This is a genomic window from Halobacillus rhizosphaerae, assembly GCF_046719735.1.
In the GTDB taxonomy this organism is placed as follows: Bacteria; Bacillota; Bacilli; order Bacillales; family Halobacillaceae; genus Halobacillus_B; species Halobacillus_B rhizosphaerae.
This window is the reverse complement of sequence record NZ_JAUTWQ010000001.1, coordinates 80,948-102,689: the sequence shown is the minus strand read 5'-3', so window position 1 is coordinate 102,689 and position 21,742 is coordinate 80,948. Positions and strand designations below refer to the sequence as shown.

The following is a 21,742-nucleotide window of genomic DNA, read 5'->3' as shown; positions in this document are numbered from 1 at the left end:
TGTGAGGGACAGCTTGGGCCGTTACTTCTGACAATTCGGGCAGATGTGTGTTCCTCTGCCGCTTACTTTGCGTTTCACAATGGAGGTCCCGCAGGTAAGGCATGGTGTTTCCTGCTTACCATATACACGAAGCTGCTGTTGAAACATACCCATTTGGCCCTGACCATTCAAATATGAACGAATCGTAGTACCTCCTTGGTTAATTGCTTCCATAATGGTGTCTATACTGGCATCTCGTATTTGTCCCGCTTCCTCAAGGTTAAGCTGATTAGCCTGCCGTTCTGGGTTAATCCGAGCTCGGAACAAAGCTTCATCCACATATATATTTCCCAGCCCGGCTACAATGGATTGATCTAATAAAACGGATTTAATATTTCTTGTGGTTTTTTGCAGCTTACGGTAGAAATAATCGACAGTAAATTCAGAATCAAAGGGATCCGGTCCAAGTAATAATAGAGGTTTATTCTCTATTTCTTCCCCTTTTCTAAATGCATGCATCGTTCCAAATTTTCTTACATCCTGATATCTTAATTCCGTTCCGTCCTCGAAATGAAAAATTACATGAGTATGTTTTGGAATTTCAGATGTAGATGGGTGCACATTATATTTACCCTCCATCCGCAAATGAGAGACAAGAGATAGATCATCCAGCTTAAAAATTAGGAACTTTCCTTTACGCTCAATATCCCGAAAGGTCTGCCCTGAGAGCCATTGAGTAAAATCCTCAGGACCCTTTGGCCGTTTAATAATATTGTCCCAATAAATGGATACATCTGTAATAGTTTTATTTAAAATCAATTGTTTTAACGTTTGTCTGACAGTTTCCACTTCAGGCAGTTCCGGCATGACTGTATTCTCCTCACTTACTTTGCATCGTACCACGTCGGTCCATAAGAGTAATCAACCTTAAGCGGAACATTTAATTCTACAGTTTGTTCCATTACTGACGCTACGACTTCCTTTAATTGTTCTACTTCTTCTTCAGGTGCTTCTAGTATTAATTCATCATGAACCTGTAATAAAAGAGTAGCTTGCAACTTTTCGTCTTTTAACCGCTGATCTAAATCCAGCATAGCTTTCTTAATAACATCTGCAGCGCTTCCCTGAATAGGCGTATTCATAGCCGTTCTCTCTGCAAAACCGCGCTTATTAAAGTTTCGGCTTGTAATGTCAGGTAAATACCTGCGGCGGTTCATAAAGGTAGAGACGTATCCCCTCTGCTTAGCCTCTTGTATAGATTCATCCATATAACGTTTAACTCCAGGATAGCTTTCAAGATAGCGATCGATAAAAGCCTGGGCTTCTTTACGGCTGATGCCGAGACTTTGAGAGAGGCCATAGTCGCTGATTCCATAAACAATACCAAAATTGACCGCTTTTGCTTGTCTCCTCATTTGGCTCGTCACTTCTTCACCAATGACCCCAAACACTTCACTAGCAGTCTGCGTGTGAATATCCTGCCCTTCCCTAAAAGCAGTAATCAGCTTCTCATCGTTAGCAATATGAGCAAGGACACGGAGTTCAATTTGAGAATAGTCACTGGCAAACATAACCCAGCCTTCTTTTGCAGGAATAAAAGCCTGTCTGATTTTCCTGCCTTCTTCCAGCCGGATCGGAATATTTTGCAGGTTAGGCTCAATGGAACTTAACCGCCCCGTTTGAGTAAGGGCTTGATTAAAGCGAGTGTGTATTTTTCCAGTTTCCTCGTTCACCACTTTTAATAACCCTTCAATATAGGTAGATTGTATTTTCCCCAATTGACGATAAAGCAGGATTTTAGGAATAATTTCATGCTTATCCTCCAGCTGTTCCAGTACGTCTGCTGAAGTCGAATAGCCGGTCTTAGTTTTCTTTATAACCGGAAGTTGAAGCTTATCGAACAGAATTGGCCCCAATTGTTTAGGTGAGTTTAAATTAAAGGATTCTCCTGCAAGTTCATATACCTCTTGCTCAATTGTTTTTAATCGGCCGTCTAATTCCTCTTTCATCTCTTTCAAGCGACCAGCGTCCACCTGTACTCCATGATGTTCCATTCGTCCTAAAATAAACGCTAATGGCAATTCAAGTTCGTTATATAATTCAAACTGGTTATTCTTTTTCAATTCTTCTTCCATAGAATCCTTTAGTTTATAAAGTAATGTAGCTTTACGAGCTACATGTTCATGGAGGATTTCCACATTTTCCGGACGCTTTATCTTCGCGCCTTTGCCGTAAACCTCTTCATCGTACTTTACAGCCGATTCTCCCATACGATGACTGATGGCAGGAATATCATGATGGTTCTCAGAAGGATTGGCAAGATAGGAAGCAAGAAGTAAATCAAAACTAATCCCCTTCGTGTTAATTCCATAGCGCATGAGTGCTACTAACGTACGTTTCGCATCAAACACCCACTTTTCCATGGAAGGGTCTTCTGCCCATGCTTTAAAAGCGTCTGACTTCACTGCGTCCTCAATGTCTATTACATATTTTTCTGTTTCATTGACAATCGCAATCGTTTCAATGGGGGCTTGATGATAATTATCAGAGAGCATTTCCACCACAAGTACTTCTTTACCTGTAAACATGTCCCGGTTCACTTCTGTCACAACGGAAATTTCCATCTCTTCCCAATTTTCATCATTTGTAGCCTCTTCCGTATTCCCTTCGATACGGCCGACTAAGGATTGAAAGCCGAGCTCTCTAAAAATTTGTCCGACTTCGCGGCTTTCATAACCTGGGTAAGCAAGATCTGCAAGTTTAATTGTTATAGGAGCTTTTCTCTCAATAGTCACCAGTTTCTGACTCATAAACGCTTCTTCTTTGTGGCTTTCTAATTTTTCCTTAAGTTTCTTGCCGCTGACCTCATCAAGATGATCATAAACTTGTTCAAGCTTATCAAACTGGTTTAACAACTTCACTGCCGTCTTTTCTCCCACACCAGGTACACCCGGGATATTATCAGAACTGTCTCCCATCAGTGCCTTAAGATCAATAATTTGGTCTGGGCGGACCCCCATTTTTTCTTCCATGAAAGAAGGGTCATATGTATCTACATTCGTAATCCCTTTTTTCGTTAAGCTTACCTTTACTTTGTCTGTGACCAGCTGAAGCAGATCCTTATCGCCAGAAATGACCTTCACATCATACCCTTGATTTCCTGCTTCTGTTGCTAAAGTTCCGATAATGTCATCCGCTTCGTATTGGTCTAATTGATAATGTGGGATTTTAAAAGCTTCCAGGAGCTCTTTCAAGACAGGGAACTGCTCAGACAGCTCAGGAGGAGTTTTTTGTCTCCCACCTTTGTATTCTGCATATGTTTTGTGCCTGAAAGTTGTCTTACCTGCATCAAAGGCCACTAATATGTGCTCAGGCTGGTCTTCTTCCAGCACCTTTAATAGCATGGTCGTAAAACCATACACAGCGTTCGTGTATACACCTTTATCGTTATTTAACAGGGGTAATGCAAAAAATGCCCGATAGGCAATACTATTTCCATCTATTAATACTAGTTTCTCTGCCATTATGTTTCACTCCTCTTATCCCGCCCCATACTTACTTTAAGAAATGATTTCGCTTCCTATTTCTTAAAAACCGGCAAAAGCGTCTTTTTATCCATTCTACCATGATTCAGGCAAAGAGGAAAAAAGACGCTTTTCAGGTTTAATTATGACCTTGCAGCAATTCCGTGTAAGGAGAATCTTCTGGAAGAACAATCGTTGTATCTCCATTCACCGTCTTCCTGTACGATTGCAATGTACGGTAAAGTTTGTAAAATTCAGGATCTTTTTTAAATGCTTGATTATAGATTTTTGCTGCCTGCTGGTCCCCTTCGGCATGGATTTGCTCAGCCTTTGCCCGGGCAGTCGCTAACATTTCTTTCACTTTCCGATCTGTTTGGGCCATGATCCGATTTTTATCTGCCTCTCCCTGGGACAAATACTCTTGTGCCTTTTCTTCCCGGTCTGTTACCATCCTGCGAAAGATAGTTGCTTCATTGTCCTGTGGTAAATCAATTCTTTTTATGCGCACATCATCAACCTTAATTCCGTAATTATCGCGCGCCAGCAGTTCATTGACTTTATTGGTAATATTTTTATTTAAGGCTCCCCGTGATGTCTCTTTTTCATTAATAACTTCTGATTTGTCCATCTTCCCTAACTCTGTACGGACAGTCGAAAAAATAAATTCTCCCATTCGCGCCTCCGCATTAGTCATCAGCCGCGCGTTTGAAATCATTTTCTCTGGATCAGTAATGCTCCAAATAGCATAATTATCAATGATAATCCGCTTCTTATCCAGAGTAGTAATCTCTTTCTCAGCTACATCATAGACCATTTTTCTTTTTGATAAGGTAGATACGTCTTGAAGGAGAGGAACTTTAAATTTCAATCCCGGAGTATCATGTATCTTAACAACTTCTCCAAATTGCCGAACCACCTTATATTGGCCTTCCTTTACAATTATGACGGAACTGAGAGCTAAAAAAATCACAGCTGCAAATATTAGGATCGTGATTCCTGCTTTAATATATTTTCTATAGTCCTTCTGCTTTCCTTCAGCCGCATATTCATGTTTCTCACTCATTATCATCACTCTCCTTTGCTGATGAAGAAGGAGGAGTAATAGTTTGAGAAGGATTAGGATTTAAAGGCAGGTATTTTACTGTGCTCCCGTTGTCGTTCATTATATAAACGTTAGCATCTGGAAGCACTTCTTCCAAAGTTTCCATTACGAGACGTTCGCGAGTAATATCTTTATTAGATTGGTACGATTGATACAAAGCATTAAATCTTGCAGCGCCGCCCTTTGCGTCTTCAATTCTTTCTATCTTATCGCCTTCCGCTCTTTCAATGATGGCATCTTTCTCCCCCAAAGCTTCTTCAACCTTTTTATTACGATATTTATCCGCTTCATTTTTTTTACTTTCTTTTGTCTCTTTTGCATCCGTAACTTTTGTAAAAGCTTTACGAACTTCTTCATTTGGCAAATCTACTTCCTGCAGTTTCACATCAAGTATGGAGACCCCTATCTTATAATCATCCACTAGAGAAACTAAAATATCTCTAACTTCGTTTTCAATATCCGCTTTACCGGATGTTAATGCCTGATCAATTTCGCTCGTTCCAATCACTCCTCTTAATGAGGAAGAGGTAGCATTAAACAATATTTGTTCAGGATCGTCGGAAGCAAATATGTATTGCTTTGGATCCGTTATTTTCCACTGCACCACTAAGTCCGCCTGAACAATATTATTATCACCCGTGATCATTTGAGCTTTATCTTTCTCCTTTGAATTACTTTCTCCAGGATAGCCGAAATCCAAGCTAAAGGTTTCCTTAGAAAGGCTCTGAACCTCTTGAATCGGCCAGGGAAGTTTAAAATGCAAACCTGGCTCGGTAATTCCATCTTCCGCTTTACCAAAGTTAATAAGTACGGCTTGTTCTGATTCATCTACGGTGTACCACGTAGTCAATAATATAAATATAAGCAACACAGCTGCGACCAATAACCCAGCCCACTTATAGATCTGACTCAGACTCATGACATCTCCCTTTCTATTTATGTAATGATTTAAATACGAAAAGAAGTGATCAATCGTTTCAAATAATTAACAATTACAAAAATAAAAGTGTAAGCGCTTCTGGATGAATCAAAAGCGGAGAGGAGCGGTTAGATCTCTCTTGCAGCCGCTAGCATAGAACCTAGTGGATCTGCGAAATCCTTTATTCCTAAACAATAAAAAAAAAGCAGAAGCTTAATCAGCTTCTGCATTAAAAGAGAAAACACCTTGGATGAAAGGGTTTCATAGAAATCATATCAAGCGAATATAAAGACTGCTTGAAGTTTATATTAAATTTAAGTAAATGTTTTAGGTAATTTCACGGTAAAGGTTGTCCCTTCATCAACGACACTTTCTACTGAAATGGTTCCATGGTGAGCTTCGACGATATGCTTAACAATGGCAAGACCAAGCCCGGTACCTCCTGAATTACGGCTTCTCGCCTTATCTACTCGATAGAACCTCTCAAATATTCTCGAAATTTCTTCTTCCGGTATACCTACCCCATTATCAGAAACAGAAATCATGACTTGATCCTCAAGTTCTTCAAAAGAAAGATTCACTTTTCCTTTTTCCGGAGTATAATTGACAGCGTTGGTTAGTAAGTTCATAAACACTTGCTTCAGCCGACTTGAATCACCTTGGATCCGAGTTTGACCCCCGATTTGAGAATGTAATTCAACATCCCTTTTCTCAGCATGCTGTTCTACGATCGGCAGCAGGTCATTCAAAAGCCGCTGTATATCTACCTGTTCAATCGTCAAATTAAAATCTTCTCTTTCAAGCTTAGACAGCTCCAGAAGATCTTGAATCAAAGATTGTAATCGTCCGCTCTCTTTGAGAATGATTTGAAGAAACTGCTCAAGCATAGCTTCATCTTTCATAGCTCCATCCAATAAAGTTTCTGAAAAGCCACGAATCGATGTAATCGGAGTTTTTAACTCGTGAGAAACGTTAGCTACGAAATCCTTACGCATCTGTTCTAAATGTTTAAGGTCCGTAATGTCATGGAAAACAAGCACGATACCTTTCCAATTCTTCCCTCCGCTAAAAATAGGGGCCCCCGTTACTTCTAAGTGTTTACGATCAATACGCATAGGAAGCACAAAGGTTTCACTCACAGTTTCTTCAAACATATAGATTTTTTGGACGGTTTCGTGGATAGCAGTGTAGGGAATCGAATCATGATATAAATGACCTATGTACTGCTTACTTTGTCCGCCAAAGCTTTCCAAAAAGGCACGATTCACAAGTAAAATATAACCCTTTTCATCAATGAGTACTAGCCCATTCCCCATATTGCTAATTACTGCCTCAAGCTGATTTTCCTGCATCCCCTTTTTACTGGTCATTTCCTGAAGATTTCTTGCAAGAATATTTATGGAACGGCTGAGTTGTCCAGCTTCACCAAAATGGCCTTCATACGTCCTGGCTTTATAATTTCCCTTCGCAAGTTCGGTAGCGACATTTGCCGCCGATCGTATAGGACGAATGTATTTTGAAAAAATGTTATAGCCGATCAGAAAAATAATGAAGAGCCCTGCTACTAGAATAAACCCTATTATTAACCAAATATTCTTAGTTATATTCGTCAGGGAATTCACGCGGGAAATAAGAATTAGTGTACCGTCTACTTGGTCTAAATCGATCGTAAAGGGATAATAGAATAAACTATCTACTAACTCGCCATTTCGATCGCGGTTTGGCCTTGCACTTACACGTTTGAGGATTTTCTGCTTTTCCTTTTCGGTAACCACCGGTACGGCACTAACGGTATCCATGATTACCTTGTCATCCTTTGAAATAAATATCATTGCCGTGTTGAGCTGCTTGCTAATATCATAAAGCTGTTGTTTACTTAACTCTCCATTTTTTTCATATTGCTCCACATAGGTGGAAAAATACTGACTTTCAACTTCAATCCGTTCTTCAAATATATTAATGAAATAATTTCGAGTTAATTGTGCTAACAAAACACCGAGCCCTATCATCACTATTACGATTAAAACTGTATAGGTGAGCAAGGGTCTAGTTCTGGAGTTCATTTACTTCGGCTCCTCCATTTTGTAGCCCAGACCACGAATCGTTTTAATGTAAGACGGCTTCTTTGTGTCCGGTTCGATTTTTTCACGCAAATGGCTGACGTGCACGTCCACGATTCGCGTGTCACCAGCGAAATCGTAATTCCAAACCGCACTAAGTAACTGATCTCTAGATAATACTCTTCCCATATTTTGTGCCAGATAAAGAAGCAACTCAAATTCCTTTGGGGTAAATGTTAAACTTTCCCCTTTAATGGAAGCTTCATATTGCTCTGGATAAATAGATAGATCGGCAATTTTAATATGCTTTTCTTCCTCTTCCTCAGGTTCTCTGATCATCCTTCTTAAAATGGCCTTAATTCTTGCCACTACCTCTCTCGGGCTGAAGGGTTTAGTAAGATAATCATCGGCTCCTAATTCCAGCCCTAACACCTTATCAAACTCGTCATCCTTTGCAGTCAGCATTAAGATCGGAGTGTTCACCTGTTTTTGACGAAGCTGTTTACATACTTCCATTCCATCCATACCAGGGAGCATAACATCCAGGACAATCATATCAAACGACTTATCAGAAGCTTTTTCCAGTGCCTCTGTTCCTGTATACGCTACATCAGTATCATATCCGGCCTGGTCAATATTATATTTAAGTAATGTAACGATAGATTCCTCATCGTCTACGATTAAAATCTTTTGGGACATTTCACTCACCTCAGCTACTTATTACTTTCCATTATCATCATACAACGAACAATTAAATTTGAATACGTGTGTTCATAATCTTTACCAAAAATTAATAAAACCTACGATATTAGTATGTATAAAAAAAGAAAAAATATTGATAACTAAAGCGGGTGCGCCTGGGGAGACTCGACAAGCCTATGACAAGCGACGGAGGGGAATGCTTTTTCCCCCGCAAACGATTGGCTTAGGACCTCGAAACAGAAAGCAATAGAAAAGATGTTCTAATTTCTTAAATAAAAAAATCGAACCTGAATATAGGTTCGATTTTTTCTATGAATAAATTATTTAAGCACTGCTTTAAACCATTAATAAAAGTTCTCTAATGAGTTAGCATTCATAGAATTCGGATGGAAAGGAGGCTGGACCTGAACGGTACCATTAACAACTTCCCCGCCTTCTTCATCATACCCTCTTACTTGTAAGGAAACGATATGTTCTTCTAAGTTAATAGAAGAAATCTCTACATTAAACCGTACTTCAGCATAGTGATACACAGGCTTAGGGTAAGAAAGTTCCTGATGGATAATATGACTCCCTTGTCCTGGTAAATGCATAGATACGATAGAAGAAACCATCCCGAAAACCATTACCGTAGGCACGATCGGACGCTTAAAAGGCGTTTGTGCAGCGTAATCATGCTGAATGTATAAAGGATTGGCATCATCTGTTAAACCTAAATACATAAGGAGGTCCCGATCTTCAACTGTAAAAGACGTCGTGAAAGAATCACCCACTTGCAGATCGCGAATCTTCTTCCCTAGCTTTCTCTTTTTCCCTAACATGAACCCCACCCCTTGTAAGCGTTTACTTTGATTGATGAAAAAAGATTCGAGGACAAGCCTCGAATCCCTCATCTTTATTTTAATACATTAAGCACGTTTTTAACAGAAGCAGCCGACTTATCTAACTGCTGTTTTTCTTCTTCTGTTAATTCCAGCTCGATGATTTCTTCAATGCCGTCCCCGCCAAGAATAACAGGTACGCCAAGGTAAATTCCTTCATAGCCATATTCTCCTTCGAGATAGGCAATAGCCGGAAGAATACGCCGCTGATTTTTTAAAATCGCTTCGGCCATTTGGACAAGAGAAGCAGCCGGTGCATAATACGCACTTCCGTTACCGAGAAGGCCGACGATTTCTCCTCCGCCTTTTCGCGTTCTTTCAACGATCGCGTCCAGCTTTTCTTGGGAAATTAGTTTCTGCAGGGGAATACCTCCAGCAAATGAGTAGCGCAACAGCGGTACCATATCATCGCCGTGTCCCCCCAGTACAAAGCCGGTCACATCTTTAACAGAAACGTTTAACTCCTCTGCAACGAAAGCACAGAACCGTGCTGTATCAAGCACACCAGACTGACCGATTACTCGGTTTTTTGGCAGTCCAGCTTCTTGGAATACAGAGAATGTCATGGCATCAACCGGATTCGTCAGAACAACAATATAACAATCAGGAGAATATTTAACAATTTCCTTAGTCACACTCTTCATTATTTTAGAATTTGTGTTCACAAGATCATCACGGCTCATCCCCGGTTTACGAGCGATACCCGCAGTGATAATGACTAAATCCGAGTCCTTAGTATCCTCATAATTTGAAGTTCCTTTTACTTGAGCATCAAAACCTTGAACAGGGCTTGCCTCAAGCATATCCAGGGCTTTTCCTTTTGTTGGATCTTCCATATCAGGAACATCCACCAGGACTACATCGCCTAATTCCTTTTGAGCAGTCATAAGAGCTGTAGTAGCTCCAGTAAAGCCTGCACCGATTACCGAAATTTTACTTCTGCGAATAGCCATAACATTCCCCTCTCTCCAAACGTATTAGTCCATATTTTTAATTAATGCGTCTCCGAATTCAGAGCACTTCACTTCTGTAGCGCCTTCCATCATACGGGCAAAATCATACGTTACTGTTTTGCTTCCAATAGTTTTATCCATGGATTTAGAAATCAGTTCGCCTGCTTCTCTCCATCCAAGGTGGTCAAGCATTAGAACGCCAGAAAGAATAACAGAGGATGGATTAACTTTATCCATTCCTGCGTATTTAGGGGCAGTTCCATGTGTAGCCTCAAAAATTGCATGTCCAGATTCAGAGTTAATGTTAGCTCCTGGTGCGATTCCAATTCCGCCTACCTGGGCAGCTAATGCGTCAGAAACATAGTCACCGTTCAGGTTCATGGTCGCTACAACATCAAATTCCTTAGGACGAGTAAGGATTTGCTGCAGGAAGATGTCTGCAATAGAATCTTTTACGATTAATTTTCCATCAGCTTCTGCTTTGTCTTGAGCTTTATTCGCTGCATCTTTGCCTTCTTTTTCAACAATGCGGTCATATTCAAGCCAAGTAAATACTTTATCACCGTATTCTTCTTCGGCTACTTCATATCCCCATGCTTTAAAGGAACCTTCAGTAAACTTCATAATGTTCCCTTTGTGAACAAGCGTTACATTTTTACGGCCTTCAGTCAGGGCATAATCAATCGCTGCACGGACAAGACGCTTTGTACCTTCTTCAGAGATTGGCTTAATACCGATACCAGAAGTTTCAGGGAAGCGAATGTTAGTTACTCCCATTTCGTTCTGAAGGAAGTCAATTACTTTCTTCACTTCTGGAGTACCTTTCTGCCATTCGATGCCAGCATAGATATCTTCAGTATTTTCACGGAAAATCGCCATATCTGTATCTTCAGGGTGTTTTACAGGTGAAGGAACTCCCTCGAAATAACGTACAGGACGAAGACATGTAAATAAGTCAAGTTCCTGACGAAGAGCAACGTTTAAAGAACGAATTCCCCCACCGATTGGAGTAGTAAGAGGTCCTTTAATTGCGATTTTATAATCACGAATCGTATCAAGAGTCTCAGCAGGAAGCCATTCTCCAGTCTTATCATAAGCTTTCTGGCCAGCAAGAACTTCCTTCCACTCGATTGATTTCTTTCCGTTGTATGCTTTATCTACAGCTGCTTCAATAACGCGGCTGGCTGCAGCCCAAATATCCGGTCCAATTCCGTCACCTTCGATAAAAGGAATAATCGGACGATCAGGTACATTTAATTCTCCGTTTTGTTCTACTGTGATTTTTTGAGATTGTGTCAAAATAAACCCTCCTATAAGTTCATAAAGTTCGTATTATTCTATGGGATGGATCATCCTTTACTATCATACTTTATAATAGGATGAATAAAAAGTGCAGTGATCCATCAATTCGGCAGAAATTTAGCGTTCTTCCACCGGTGTATACGTCTGACCTTTTGGCCCTGCGTACTCTGCACGAGGACGAATAAGGCGATTGTTTGAATACTGTTCAAGAATATGAGCTAACCAGCCAGATACACGGCTGACAGCAAAAATTGGTGTAAAGATATCGTGTTCAATTCCAAGACTATGATAAACAGAAGCAGAATAAAAGTCTACGTTAGCTGGAAGTCCTTTGTTTTCTTTAATATACTCTTCAATTTTCACACTCATATCATAGTATTTAGATTGTCCAGTAAGCTCAGTAAGTTCGCGGGACATTTCTCTCAGAAACTTAGCACGCGGATCGCCGTTACGGTATACGCGGTGACCCATACCCATGATCTTTTCTTTATTTTCTAGTTTCTTTTCGATAGCAGGAATAGCATTTTCTACAGAACCGATTTCAGTAAGCATAGCCATTACTCGTTCGTTGGCACCGCCGTGAAGTGGACCTTTAAGAGCGCTGATTGCCGCAGTTACTCCAGAATAAACATCTGAAAGAGTGGCTACACATACTCTTGCTGTAAAGGTAGAGGCGTTAAGTTCGTGGTCCGCGTGTAGTACGAGCGCCTTATTGAAAGCTTCCACTTCTATGTCTTCCGGCTCTTTACCATTTAACATGTATAGGAAATTCGCTGCAAAACTTAGTTCATTCTTAGGAGAAATAGGATCTTCTCCCTTACGAATTCTAGCAAAAGCCGTAACTACTGTCGGGATTTTTGCCTGAAGACGAAGAGCTTTTCGCTTGTTTGCTGCTTCATCCATTACATCTGCTTCAGAATCAAATAATCCAAGCATAGATACAGCAGTTCTAAGTGCTGCCATTGGATGAACGGTAGATAAATCATAGGATTTCAAGTGATCTATTATCTCTTTAGGAACATCCATATTTGAAATTAACTCTGTTTTAAATTCATTTAATTCATCTAGTTTAGGAAGTTTTTGATTCCAAAGAAGATAAATCACTTCTTCAAAACTAGAATTTTCCGCTAAATCATCAATATCATATCCCACATAAGTAAGTTTATCGTCAATTATGGAGCTGATAGATGATTCTGTTGCTGTAATTCCTTCAAGACCTTTAGTTGATGACATACAATCTCTCCTTTTTTAAATGCTGCCTATGTCCCTGAATTAACCGCAGGGACCTGTTTACAATGACTTTAATTTAGCTCAGGAATGAATCCCCACGAATAATTATAAAGTATTCTTAGTTGAATGTGAATTGAAACCGGTTAAATCAGGGATATTTTATCAAATAACCATAGATTTCCTCGGATTCTGCATTCTGATTTCCCCGCTTAATTATACACCTTTAAGGGGTTAACTTTAAACCGTTACCATATACATAGTTACGAGAGGAGGAGAATGAATGGACAAGCTTAAACGGGATCAGTTTCTCCGGTTGGCTTTTGTAGTAATCATTGCTGGAGCAGCAGGGTATCTCATCTGCTATTCCTGGCTCTACTTCTCCCCCTTTTTAATTGCTTTTTTATTTGCCTGGCTGATTCAGCCTTATCTAAAAATGATGGAGGAGCGTTTTCACTTTCCTAGATGGACGGCAGTCATTCTCTTCATGCTGCTGGGGCTATTGTTAGTGGGCGGGTTAACAGTCTTGTTTATTGCCGAAATGGTAAAAGGTATTCAGTACTTAGCCGCAGGTATGCCGGTCAATGTTCAAGATTTCATCCAACAAGCACTGGATTTATGCACTGAAATCATTAATCCACTCCTTCATAAGTTTGAAAAAATGTTTCATTCCATGAATCAATTCCAACAGCATTCTGTTGATTATTCATTAACGATGCTGAAACAAAAAGTCAGCACATCAGCAGCTGCACTTATCCAGCATATGCTTGCCGTATTCACGAGAGGTCTGGCAGGCATCCCAAATTCCCTCTCAACCATATTAATCGGCACATTAGCTGCATTCTTCTTTTGTAAAGACTGGGAGATCATTAAGTCTGCAGTATATCGGCTCCTTCCGCCTCCATTCATCACCACTGGAGGGGCGGTTATCACTGATTTAAAAAAGACAATGGCTGGAATTGTTAAGGCTCAATTTATACTCATGCTAACCTCTTCTATTATTGTCCTAATCGGGCTTGTAATTCTAAAATTCCCTCATCCTCTGATGCTGGCAGTAATATCAGGATTTGTGGATTTTGTTCCTTATATAGGGACGGGGATTATTTTTATCCCCTGGATTTTATATGAATTCTTGACAGGGTCTTTTGACATAACCATTGGCCTCTCTCTGCTTTATATGACGCTCGTGATTGTAAGACAATTACTTGAACCGAAATTGTTAGCTGAACACTTTGGCGTCCCTCCTGTTGTTTTGCTTATAGGTCTGTTTGCCGGTTACCAGCTCTGGGGTGTCTATGGCATCTTTCTAAGTCCGGTCATTATTGCCTTTCTTAAAACCCTGCATACCACCGGGGTGCTAGGCGAGGTGTGGAAATACATTTCAGGCACATAGAAAGTTCATAGGAAATGCCGAATATTAAAAGCCTAGATGCCATGAAAATTGGACACTGCTCTAACTAAGTACTTTCCTGAAGTTGGACAAAGTGCTACCTGCACTCTAAATACCAAAAACCCGAACCAAGGCAAATTCAATGGTTCGGGTTTTCTGCTCTATTGTATGTCATAGTCTCAATAACTACCCTATTATTTGCGGTAGATGGTGACCGTACCTCTATCCATCATTTTCATAATCATTCTTTTTAAGAATCCTTTAATTGGTGTTCTCGTCCCAGGGATAAGCAGCAAAAATCCAATTGCGTCTGTAATAAACCCTGGTGTAAGGAGAAAGGCTCCCCCTATAAGAATACACGCGCCATCAAGCAGAACATCCTGAGGCATCTGCCCAGACTGCATGGAGATTTGGATATTTCGAATAGTTTCTAATCCTTGCTGTTTAGCTAACCAAGCACCAATTACTCCAGTAGTAATGATTAATAGAATAACCCACCACGGACCGATCCAATTCCCAGCCCAAACAAGCACGCCGATTTCCATCGCGGGTACGATTATTATTAAGAGTAGTAACCAGCGAAACATAGTATCGCCCTTTCTAAGCAAAGCTCATTTCCTTTATTATAACCGGAAAACAGCAAGTATAAAAGAATAAGACAGAGAAGCCTCCTAGCAAAAGCTCCTCTGTCTTAACTAAATTAAGAATTACCTAATTCTCTACTGTAAAAAGATCTACCATAAATTACAGTACACTTGCATGACCTTCATAAATATCTCCTCTAGAACTATCAATGGTAATATCAGAACCATCCTCAATTAGTTCTAGAGCTTTCTCTACTCCGACTATAACAGGGATTCCAAGACTTAAGCCTACAACAGCAGCGTGAGACGTTAAACCGCCTTCTACTGTTACCAGACCGGCAGCTTTCTCAATGACCGGCATCATATCTTTATCAGAACTATGAGTGACCAGAATGTCCCCTTCTTCTACTCTATCCAGCGCATCTTTCGCGTTTTTGGCGACGATTGCACGGCCAAAGGCACTCTTTTGTCCTACTCCTTGACCTTTCACAAGAACATCTCCAATAACATGAACTTTCATTAAGTTAGTAGTTCCGCTTTCTCCAACAGGAACACCGCCAGTAATAATGATGCGATTGCCTCTTGATACTAAGCCTGAAGAAATACTTTGCTCAATAGAGACGTCAAGCATTTCATCAGTTGAGTAAGAATGCGGCCCCATTACAGCGTAAACGCCCCAAACTAAAGAAAGTTTACGGTTAACTGCTTCACTTGCAGTAACAGCGACAATCGGTGCCATTGGACGGTATTTTGAAATCATACGAGCTGTATGTCCACTTTCGGTAGGCGTAACAATTGCGTTAACGTTCAGATTGATCGCCGTATGAGTAACTGATTGACTAATTGAATCTGTAATAGTCATGTCACTATGCTTAGATCTTTCACTTAAAATTTGTTTATAGTTCAGCCCAGTTTCAGTTTTACAAGCAATATTGCTCATCGTTTGAACAGCTTCCACAGGGTAATCCCCGGCAGCAGTTTCTCCTGAGAGCATAATTGCGTCTGTCCCATCAAAAATCGCATTCGCTACATCAGAAGCTTCTGCTCTGGTAGGACGAGGATTTCTTTGCATGGAGTCAAGCATTTGTGTTGCTGTAATAACAGGCTTACCTGCTTTGTTGCACTTACGGATCAGCTGTTTCTGAACTAGTGGTACATCTTCAGGAGGGATTTCAACTCCTAAGTCACCGCGGGCAACCATTAATCCATCACTTACTTCAAGAATTTCGTCAATGTTATCGACACCTTCTTGGTTTTCTATTTTAGGAATGATTTGGATATCGGTCGCGTTATGCTTTTCCAACAGCTCTTTAATTTCCAGCACATCAGAAGAACGGCGGACAAAGGAGGCCGCTATAAAGTCTACTCCTTGTTCAATACCGAATTCAATGTCTTTAGCATCCTTTTCAGTAATTCCAGGTAAATTAACACTCACGTTAGGAACATTAACCCCTTTTTTATTCTTCAAAGGACCATTATTAAGAACTGTCGTCTTAATTTCGTTCTTGTCTTTAATAATTTCTACAACTTCAAGCTCTACAAGCCCATCATCCAGTAAAATCTTAGATCCTTTATGAACATCATTAATAAGCCCAGGGTAAGTTACTGAAAAACGTTCTGCATCTCCTTCGATGTCTTCCATAGAGACATAAGCGGTTGCGCCTTTTTCCAAATAAACTTCTCCATCTTTTAAAGTTCCTGTTCTAATTTCAGGACCTTTCGTATCAAGGAGAATGGCTACTGTTTTCCCAGTAGCTTTCGCTGCCTTGCGAATATTCTTAATGCGGGCTCCGTGTTCTTCAAAATCTCCATGAGAGAAGTTCAGTCGGGCCACATTCATCCCCGCTTCAATGAGCTGGGTAAGTTTTTCAATCGATTCTGATGCTGGTCCAATGGTGCTGACAATCTTTGTTTTTCTTAACATTAATATTTCCTCCTCTTTCAAGCTACCATGTAACTCTATCTCTTTATTATAGTAAAATTTCTAAATTGATAATTCTTTGGAAAGACGATACATGTCTAAACCAACTTGGTGATCTGTCTTCAATATTTCCATAATATCATGATCCACTAATTGATTCTTTTCTATACCTACCATTCTGCCTGCTTTACCTTGAATGATTAAGTCCACTGCGTAGGCTCCTAACCGGCTTGCGAGAACCCGGTCTGCGGCTGAAGGCGAGCCTCCACGCTGAGTATGTCCAAGTACAGTTACCCGAGTCTCGAGATTTACTGCATCTTTAATCCTCTTGGCGAATTCGACTCCGCTTCCTACGCCTTCTGCCATAATAATAATACTGTGTTTCTTACCTCTGTCATGTCCGCGCTTCAGGCGGTCAATCACATCATTAAACTCGTCCTCGACTTCCGGAATCAAGATACTCTCTGCCCCATCAGCGAGACCAGCCCACAATGCTAAATCCCCCGCATCACGGCCCATTACTTCAATAACGTACGTACGTTCATGAGAAGTTGCTGTATCCCTTATTTTATCAATGGCATCTATAATTGTATTTAAAGCCGTATCAAAACCAATCGTAAAATCAGTTCCGGGAATATCGTTATCTATGGTTCCAGGCACACCAATACATGGATACCCTTTCTCGGTAAGCTTCTTAGCTCCCATAAAGGTCCCGTCCCCGCCAATGGCAATTAAACCTTCGATGCCTAGTTTTTTCAATTGCTCTATTCCCTTTTGCTGGCCTTCTTCGGTTTTAAACTCTTCACATCGTGCAGAGTATAGTTTGGTTCCACCGCGCTGAATAATGTCTCCAACAGAACCTAGTTCCATTTTCTCAATATTTCCATCGATTAAACCTTGGTAGCCATATTTGATTCCATAAACTTCGAGCCCATGATAGATCGCCTTACGTACCACAGCACGGATCGCTGCGTTCATGCCGGGTGCATCTCCACCACTAGTAAGTACGCCAATTTTCTTCATTCTCATCACCTCAAAAGATTTTCTTGTTAAACTGTCTCCCCATTCATAGATAAAACGAAACCTTTCACTTATCAACTCCATCTATGTAGACATTTTAAAGATTTAAGATTCCAAGTTAAAGAATCCCTTTTTAAAATGATAGCGTTGCCAACCTGTTAAGATGCGAAAAGTCGCACGAAATTGGTGTGCGACTTCCTTACTAAAGATTATTCACTTTTAACGCATTCCATTATATATCAAGATACGTATAATCGCCAATATTTTTATACTTTAAAAACCGTTCTTCTATTAATTGGGAGGAATCCAGGCCTTGAAGTTCTGTCAGGGCGTCTGAAAGTACTTTTTCAATCCGCGCAGACTGTGCCTCAATATCTCTGTGAGCACCCCCGCGTATTTCAGGAATAACCTCATCAATCACTTCTAATTCCTTCAAGTCATAGGAAGTGATTTTCATACTTTCTGCTGCTTTTTTAGCAAGGCTTGAGTCCTTCCATAAAATCGAAGAAGCTCCTTCAGGGGAGATGACTGAATAAGTAGAGTTTTCCAGCATATAGATACGATCACCTATACCTAGACCGAGCGCCCCTCCGCTTCCGCCTTCTCCAATAACAATACAAATGATGGGTACAGACAAACCGGCCATTTCCACAAGATTTCTTGCGATGGCTTCACTTTGCCCACGCTCTTCAGCGGCTTTCCCGGGATAAGCTCCCTTCGTATCGATGAAAGTAACAATGGGACGATTGAACTTCTCTGCCTGCTTCATCAATCTTAAAGCTTTTCTATATCCCTCTGGGTGAGGCATACCGAAGTTTCTTCTGATATTTTCTTTTGTGTCTTTTCCACGCTGGTGACCGATGACCGTCACTGGTTCGTCCTTAAACTTTGCAATTCCTGATACGATAGCTTCGTCATCACCGAACAGTCTGTCGCCGTGCAGCTCCATAAAATCAGTGAATAGGTATTCAATATAATCAAGAGTTGTAGGACGTTCAGGGTGGCGTGCCATCTGTACACGGTCCCATGGCTGCATCCGATCATATACGTCGGTTTCCAGCTTTTCCAATCGATTTTCCAGCGTTACTATTTCTTCGCTTAAATCCATTTCACTATCTTCAGTCAGACGCTTAAGCTCCGAGATTTTTTCACGAAGTTCCATCACTGGTTTTTCAAATTCAAGCACATGCTTCATGATTTTTCCCCCCTGGGAGAATGGATATCTAGTACAGTCGTTAAGGTTGATTTTAAGTCATGACGATGAATCACATTATCGAGCTGTCCATGCTCCAGCAAAAACTCAGCGGTTTGGAAATCATCCGGAAGTTTCTCTCGTATCGTCTGCTCAATAATCCTTCTACCTGCGAAACCAATCAAAGCTCCAGGTTCTGCAAAATTAAAATCACCTAGGGAGGCAAAGCTGGCCGAAACTCCTCCAGTAGTAGGATGGGTCATAACTGAAATAAATAAACCACCTTCAGCACTGAGACGCTGTAGAGCTACAGAGGTCTTCCCCATCTGCATAAGACTTAATACGCCTTCCTGCATCCGGGCACCCCCAGATGCCGTAAATATAATGAAAGGAAGTTTTTCAACTCTTGCCTTTTCAATAGCATTCGTAATTTTCTCACCAACAACAGACCCCATACTGCCCATTCGGAAGCGGGCATCCATGACAGCAAGTGCTGTTGGAAAACCATTTAAGGATGCTTGACCGGTAACGACCGCTTCGTTAAGATCGGACTTCTGACGATCTTTCTCAAGCTTCTGTTCATACTCTGGAAACCCCAACGGGTTTGTAGAGACCATATGTTTGTCCCATTCTTGAAAGGAATCCGAATCAAACAAAAGTTCAATCCGTTCATAAGCATTAAGCTTGTGATGATGACCGCAATGGGGACAGACATTTAAATTTCGGATTAGTTCTTTTCGATAAAATATTTTATGACATTCCGGGCATTTTTGCATAAGCCCTTCTGGTACATCCTGCTTAGCTTCCTGACTAGGAATGGATGCATACCGCTTTTTCTTGCTGAAAAAATCTCGTAGCAAGGTGATTCCTCCTTTGGGACAAAGCTTCCTTCTAACCAATATACAGAAAACATGTTAAAGAATATCTCTTTTTTTGTCGATGTTATTATAACATCTTTTTATTCACGTCCATATAAGGTTAAAACATCGGATGCTTTACCTTTCTTCAATACTTCAAACATTTCCTCATACCAGGATGAAGAATAGGTAACTTCATGAACACTATCTGCAAACCAGGTAATAAACTGCCACATAGACAGAAGAAGATCCTGATTGCACTGCTCAAATAAATAACGAAAAAACTCTTCATGAGAAGACCGGGTTATCTCGCCATCTAAAATGGCGGCGGCCACAGATATTTGTTCGGTTGAGAGCCTTCCAGAGAGCAGCATAAGAACTTCCTGCTCCAGCATTTGTTTCGCTGTCAGCAGCTCGTCTCTTGTTTTCGTACTATTTAACAAGAAATGAGAAAGCAGCTCTACCATATGATATGGACGATACGCACGCATATACGTCCCTTCACCCCGCCGTGTTTCAATTAAGCCTAATAACTCCAAGGCCCGAAAGGCTTCACGGATAGAGGAGCGTCCCACGTTTAATAATTCACTCAGCTCACGTTCGGAAGGCAGCCTGTCCCCAGCTGTTAATTGATTCTCTTCTATATAGGACTTCAATTGCTGAAGAACACCTTCATAAACTTTCTTTTGTTCAGAACTGGCCAATTCCATGAAACACTCCTTCCGCTCCCTTATATTGGAAGACTTGGGTTGAATATGTACACCGGAGAAAAATAAATCATTTTTCTCCAGAATGACTAATCTTCGTCGATTAATGTGAGCTGGCGTGTTTTTTCAGCTACTTCTTCCGGATCCACATGATGTCTCGCCACACCTGATTCCATGGCCGCCTTTGCTACACTCGCTGCAACTGCAGGGGCTACTCTTGGATCAAACGGTGCCGGAATAACATAGTCCTCCGATAATTCTTCTTCACTAACAAGCGAAGCAATCGCTTCCGCGGCAGCAATCTTCATTTTCTCATTAATTCTTGTAGCGCGCACGTCTAAGGCTCCTCGGAATATGCCTGGAAACGCAAGCACATTATTCACCTGATTAGGAAAATCTGAACGTCCTGTTCCTATCACTCTTGCTCCTGCTTCTTTGGCATCATCAGGCATGATTTCCGGTTCAGGATTAGCCATTGCAAATATAATAGAGTCATCATTCATACTCGCTACCATTTCTTTAGAAAGCAGTCCGCCGACAGAAACTCCTATAAATACATCTGCGCCTTCCATGACTTCTTCAAGCTTACCTTCTAATTTGTCTTTGTTGGTAATTTTAGCTACTTCATCTTTGACATCATTCATTCCGTACTCACGGCCTTCAAAGATTGCTCCTTTAGAATCGCACATAATGATATCCCGCACGCCAAAATGATACAAGAGTTTAATAATGGCAATACCAGCTGCCCCAGCACCATTGGCCACGACTTTAACTTCAGAAAAAGACTTACCTGTAATCTTAAGAGCATTCATCAGACCTGCGACAGTTACGATCGCCGTTCCGTGTTGATCATCATGAAAAATAGGAATATTGGTCTCTTTCTTCAATCTTTCTTCTATAATAAAGCAATTGGGAGCAGCAATATCTTCTAAGTTCACTCCGCCAAATGTAGGCTCCATTAATTTAACCGTTTGGACAATTTGGTCTATATCTCGTGTTGCTAAACAAATAGGAAAGGCGTCAACCCCTGCAAAACTTTTAAATAATGCAGCTTTACCTTCCATTACAGGGAGTGCGGCTTCCGGTCCTATATTTCCAAGTCCGAGAACTGCTGAGCCGTCACTGACGACCGCTACCATGTTCCCTTTCATCGTATAATCATAGACGGTTTCTCTATGGTCGTAGATTTCTTTACATGGTTCTGCTACTCCAGGTGAGTAAGCAAGACTTAAGTCTCTCGCATTTCTAATCGGCACCTTTGAATGAGTTTCAAGCTTTCCTTTATTAACTCGATGTATATGCAATGCTTCATCACGTAAATTTGACACGGAAACACGCTCCTTTATCCAATTTAAATACAGCCGTCCCGGGGTGGTCAGACCACCATCAGCCTCTTAATTATAACAGATGAGAATAGAGTGT

At 40.8% G+C, this 21,742-nt stretch carries 18 protein-coding genes; 1 reads left to right on the top strand and 17 read right to left on the bottom strand.

From position 1 onward, the window contains the following. Positions 1 to 21 precede the first annotated feature (21 nt). From mutM to citZ, 10 genes are all read right to left on the bottom strand, one after another. Positions 22 to 846, bottom strand: a complete 825-nt coding sequence (gene mutM, locus Q7A53_RS00465) for a DNA-formamidopyrimidine glycosylase (RefSeq protein WP_411787144.1) — start codon at positions 844 to 846, stop codon at positions 22 to 24. A 17-nt stretch (positions 847 to 863) separates the two neighbouring features. Then, positions 864 to 3,503, bottom strand: a complete 2,640-nt coding sequence (polA, locus tag Q7A53_RS00460; RefSeq protein ID WP_411787143.1) for a DNA polymerase I — start codon at positions 3,501 to 3,503, stop codon at positions 864 to 866. 139 nt (positions 3,504 to 3,642) lie between these two features. Beyond that, on the bottom strand, positions 3,643 to 4,566 hold the full coding sequence (gene hflC / locus Q7A53_RS00455; protein WP_411787142.1) for a protease modulator HflC: 924 nt from the start codon (positions 4,564 to 4,566) through the stop codon (positions 3,643 to 3,645). After that, positions 4,559 to 5,524, bottom strand: coding sequence for an FtsH protease activity modulator HflK (hflK, locus tag Q7A53_RS00450; protein WP_411787141.1), 966 nt, complete (start codon positions 5,522 to 5,524; stop codon positions 4,559 to 4,561). Before hflK ends, hflC begins: the two co-directional genes overlap by 8 nt. 314 nt (positions 5,525 to 5,838) lie before the next feature. Next, positions 5,839 to 7,587, bottom strand: coding sequence for a two-component system histidine kinase PnpS (gene pnpS, locus Q7A53_RS00445; protein WP_411787140.1), 1,749 nt, complete (start codon positions 7,585 to 7,587; stop codon positions 5,839 to 5,841). Then, entirely contained in the window at positions 7,588 to 8,283 is a 696-nt protein-coding gene (locus Q7A53_RS00440; RefSeq protein WP_411787139.1) for a response regulator transcription factor, read from the bottom strand. A 347-nt stretch (positions 8,284 to 8,630) separates the two neighbouring features. Then, complete coding sequence (locus Q7A53_RS00435; RefSeq protein WP_411787138.1) at positions 8,631 to 9,107, bottom strand: MaoC family dehydratase; 477 nt, start codon at positions 9,105 to 9,107, stop codon at positions 8,631 to 8,633. A 74-nt stretch (positions 9,108 to 9,181) separates the two neighbouring features. Further along, the gene (gene mdh / locus Q7A53_RS00430) at positions 9,182 to 10,120 is read right to left on the bottom strand and encodes a malate dehydrogenase (protein ID WP_411787137.1); all 939 of its coding nucleotides are present in this window, start codon (positions 10,118 to 10,120) and stop codon (positions 9,182 to 9,184) included. A 24-nt stretch (positions 10,121 to 10,144) separates the two neighbouring features. Then, complete coding sequence (gene icd, locus Q7A53_RS00425; protein WP_411787136.1) at positions 10,145 to 11,419, bottom strand: NADP-dependent isocitrate dehydrogenase; 1,275 nt, start codon at positions 11,417 to 11,419, stop codon at positions 10,145 to 10,147. A 120-nt stretch (positions 11,420 to 11,539) separates the two neighbouring features. After that, entirely contained in the window at positions 11,540 to 12,655 is a 1,116-nt protein-coding gene (gene citZ, locus Q7A53_RS00420; protein ID WP_411787135.1) for a citrate synthase, read from the bottom strand. 277 nt (positions 12,656 to 12,932) lie between these two features. Here citZ and ytvI point away from each other — a divergent pair, with 277 nt between their 5' ends. Next, a complete protein-coding gene (ytvI, locus tag Q7A53_RS00415) occupies positions 12,933 to 14,042 on the top strand; it encodes a sporulation integral membrane protein YtvI (RefSeq protein WP_411787134.1) in 1,110 nt (369 codons plus the stop codon). A gap of 191 nt (positions 14,043 to 14,233) precedes the next feature. Here the strand turns inward: ytvI and Q7A53_RS00410 are convergent, their stop codons facing one another. From Q7A53_RS00410 to Q7A53_RS00380, 7 genes are all read right to left on the bottom strand, one after another. Next, positions 14,234 to 14,626, bottom strand: a complete 393-nt coding sequence (locus tag Q7A53_RS00410) for an FxsA family protein (RefSeq protein WP_411787133.1) — start codon at positions 14,624 to 14,626, stop codon at positions 14,234 to 14,236. Positions 14,627 to 14,783: 157 nt separating this feature from the next. Beyond that, entirely contained in the window at positions 14,784 to 16,547 is a 1,764-nt protein-coding gene (gene pyk, locus Q7A53_RS00405) for a pyruvate kinase (RefSeq protein WP_411787132.1), read from the bottom strand. 60 nt (positions 16,548 to 16,607) lie between these two features. Beyond that, the gene (gene pfkA / locus Q7A53_RS00400) at positions 16,608 to 17,567 is read right to left on the bottom strand and encodes a 6-phosphofructokinase (protein WP_411787131.1); all 960 of its coding nucleotides are present in this window, start codon (positions 17,565 to 17,567) and stop codon (positions 16,608 to 16,610) included. Between the two features lie 229 nt (positions 17,568 to 17,796). Beyond that, positions 17,797 to 18,759 carry an acetyl-CoA carboxylase carboxyltransferase subunit alpha gene (locus Q7A53_RS00395; protein ID WP_411787130.1) on the bottom strand — a complete coding sequence of 321 codons (963 nt, stop codon included), beginning with the start codon at positions 18,757 to 18,759 and terminating at the stop codon, positions 17,797 to 17,799. Next, the gene (gene accD / locus Q7A53_RS00390; RefSeq protein ID WP_411787129.1) at positions 18,756 to 19,616 is read right to left on the bottom strand and encodes an acetyl-CoA carboxylase, carboxyltransferase subunit beta; all 861 of its coding nucleotides are present in this window, start codon (positions 19,614 to 19,616) and stop codon (positions 18,756 to 18,758) included. Before accD ends, Q7A53_RS00395 begins: the two co-directional genes overlap by 4 nt. A 98-nt stretch (positions 19,617 to 19,714) precedes the next feature. After that, on the bottom strand, positions 19,715 to 20,323 hold the full coding sequence (locus Q7A53_RS00385) for a FadR/GntR family transcriptional regulator (protein ID WP_411787128.1): 609 nt from the start codon (positions 20,321 to 20,323) through the stop codon (positions 19,715 to 19,717). Positions 20,324 to 20,409: 86 nt separating this feature from the next. After that, positions 20,410 to 21,648, bottom strand: a complete 1,239-nt coding sequence (locus tag Q7A53_RS00380) for an NAD(P)-dependent malic enzyme (protein ID WP_411787127.1) — start codon at positions 21,646 to 21,648, stop codon at positions 20,410 to 20,412. Positions 21,649 to 21,742 lie beyond the last annotated feature (94 nt).

What these genes read in the sequence shown, in the direction of transcription:
- Q7A53_RS00440 (WP_411787139.1), bottom strand. Translation starts at nt 8,283, where the DNA reads ATGTCCCAAAAGATTTTAATCGTAGACGATGAGGAATCTATCGTTACA.
- pfkA (WP_411787131.1), bottom strand. Translation starts at nt 17,567, where the DNA reads ATGAAGAAAATTGGCGTACTTACTAGTGGTGGAGATGCACCCGGCATG.
- mutM (WP_411787144.1), bottom strand. Translation starts at nt 846, where the DNA reads ATGCCGGAACTGCCTGAAGTGGAAACTGTCAGACAAACGTTAAAACAA.
- pyk (WP_411787132.1), bottom strand. Translation starts at nt 16,547, where the DNA reads ATGTTAAGAAAAACAAAGATTGTCAGCACCATTGGACCAGCATCAGAA.
- citZ (WP_411787135.1), bottom strand. Translation starts at nt 12,655, where the DNA reads ATGTCATCAACTAAAGGTCTTGAAGGAATTACAGCAACAGAATCATCT.
- hflK (WP_411787141.1), bottom strand. Translation starts at nt 5,524, where the DNA reads ATGAGTCTGAGTCAGATCTATAAGTGGGCTGGGTTATTGGTCGCAGCT.
- Q7A53_RS00395 (WP_411787130.1), bottom strand. Translation starts at nt 18,759, where the DNA reads ATGAAGCATGTGCTTGAATTTGAAAAACCAGTGATGGAACTTCGTGAA.
- Q7A53_RS00410 (WP_411787133.1), bottom strand. Translation starts at nt 14,626, where the DNA reads ATGTTTCGCTGGTTACTACTCTTAATAATAATCGTACCCGCGATGGAA.
- pnpS (WP_411787140.1), bottom strand. Translation starts at nt 7,587, where the DNA reads ATGAACTCCAGAACTAGACCCTTGCTCACCTATACAGTTTTAATCGTA.
- Q7A53_RS00435 (WP_411787138.1), bottom strand. Translation starts at nt 9,107, where the DNA reads ATGTTAGGGAAAAAGAGAAAGCTAGGGAAGAAGATTCGCGATCTGCAA.
- Q7A53_RS00385 (WP_411787128.1), bottom strand. Translation starts at nt 20,323, where the DNA reads ATGGAATTGGCCAGTTCTGAACAAAAGAAAGTTTATGAAGGTGTTCTT.
- mdh (WP_411787137.1), bottom strand. Translation starts at nt 10,120, where the DNA reads ATGGCTATTCGCAGAAGTAAAATTTCGGTAATCGGTGCAGGCTTTACT.
- polA (WP_411787143.1), bottom strand. Translation starts at nt 3,503, where the DNA reads ATGGCAGAGAAACTAGTATTAATAGATGGAAATAGTATTGCCTATCGG.
- ytvI (WP_411787134.1), top strand. Translation starts at nt 12,933, where the DNA reads ATGGACAAGCTTAAACGGGATCAGTTTCTCCGGTTGGCTTTTGTAGTA.
- hflC (WP_411787142.1), bottom strand. Translation starts at nt 4,566, where the DNA reads ATGAGTGAGAAACATGAATATGCGGCTGAAGGAAAGCAGAAGGACTAT.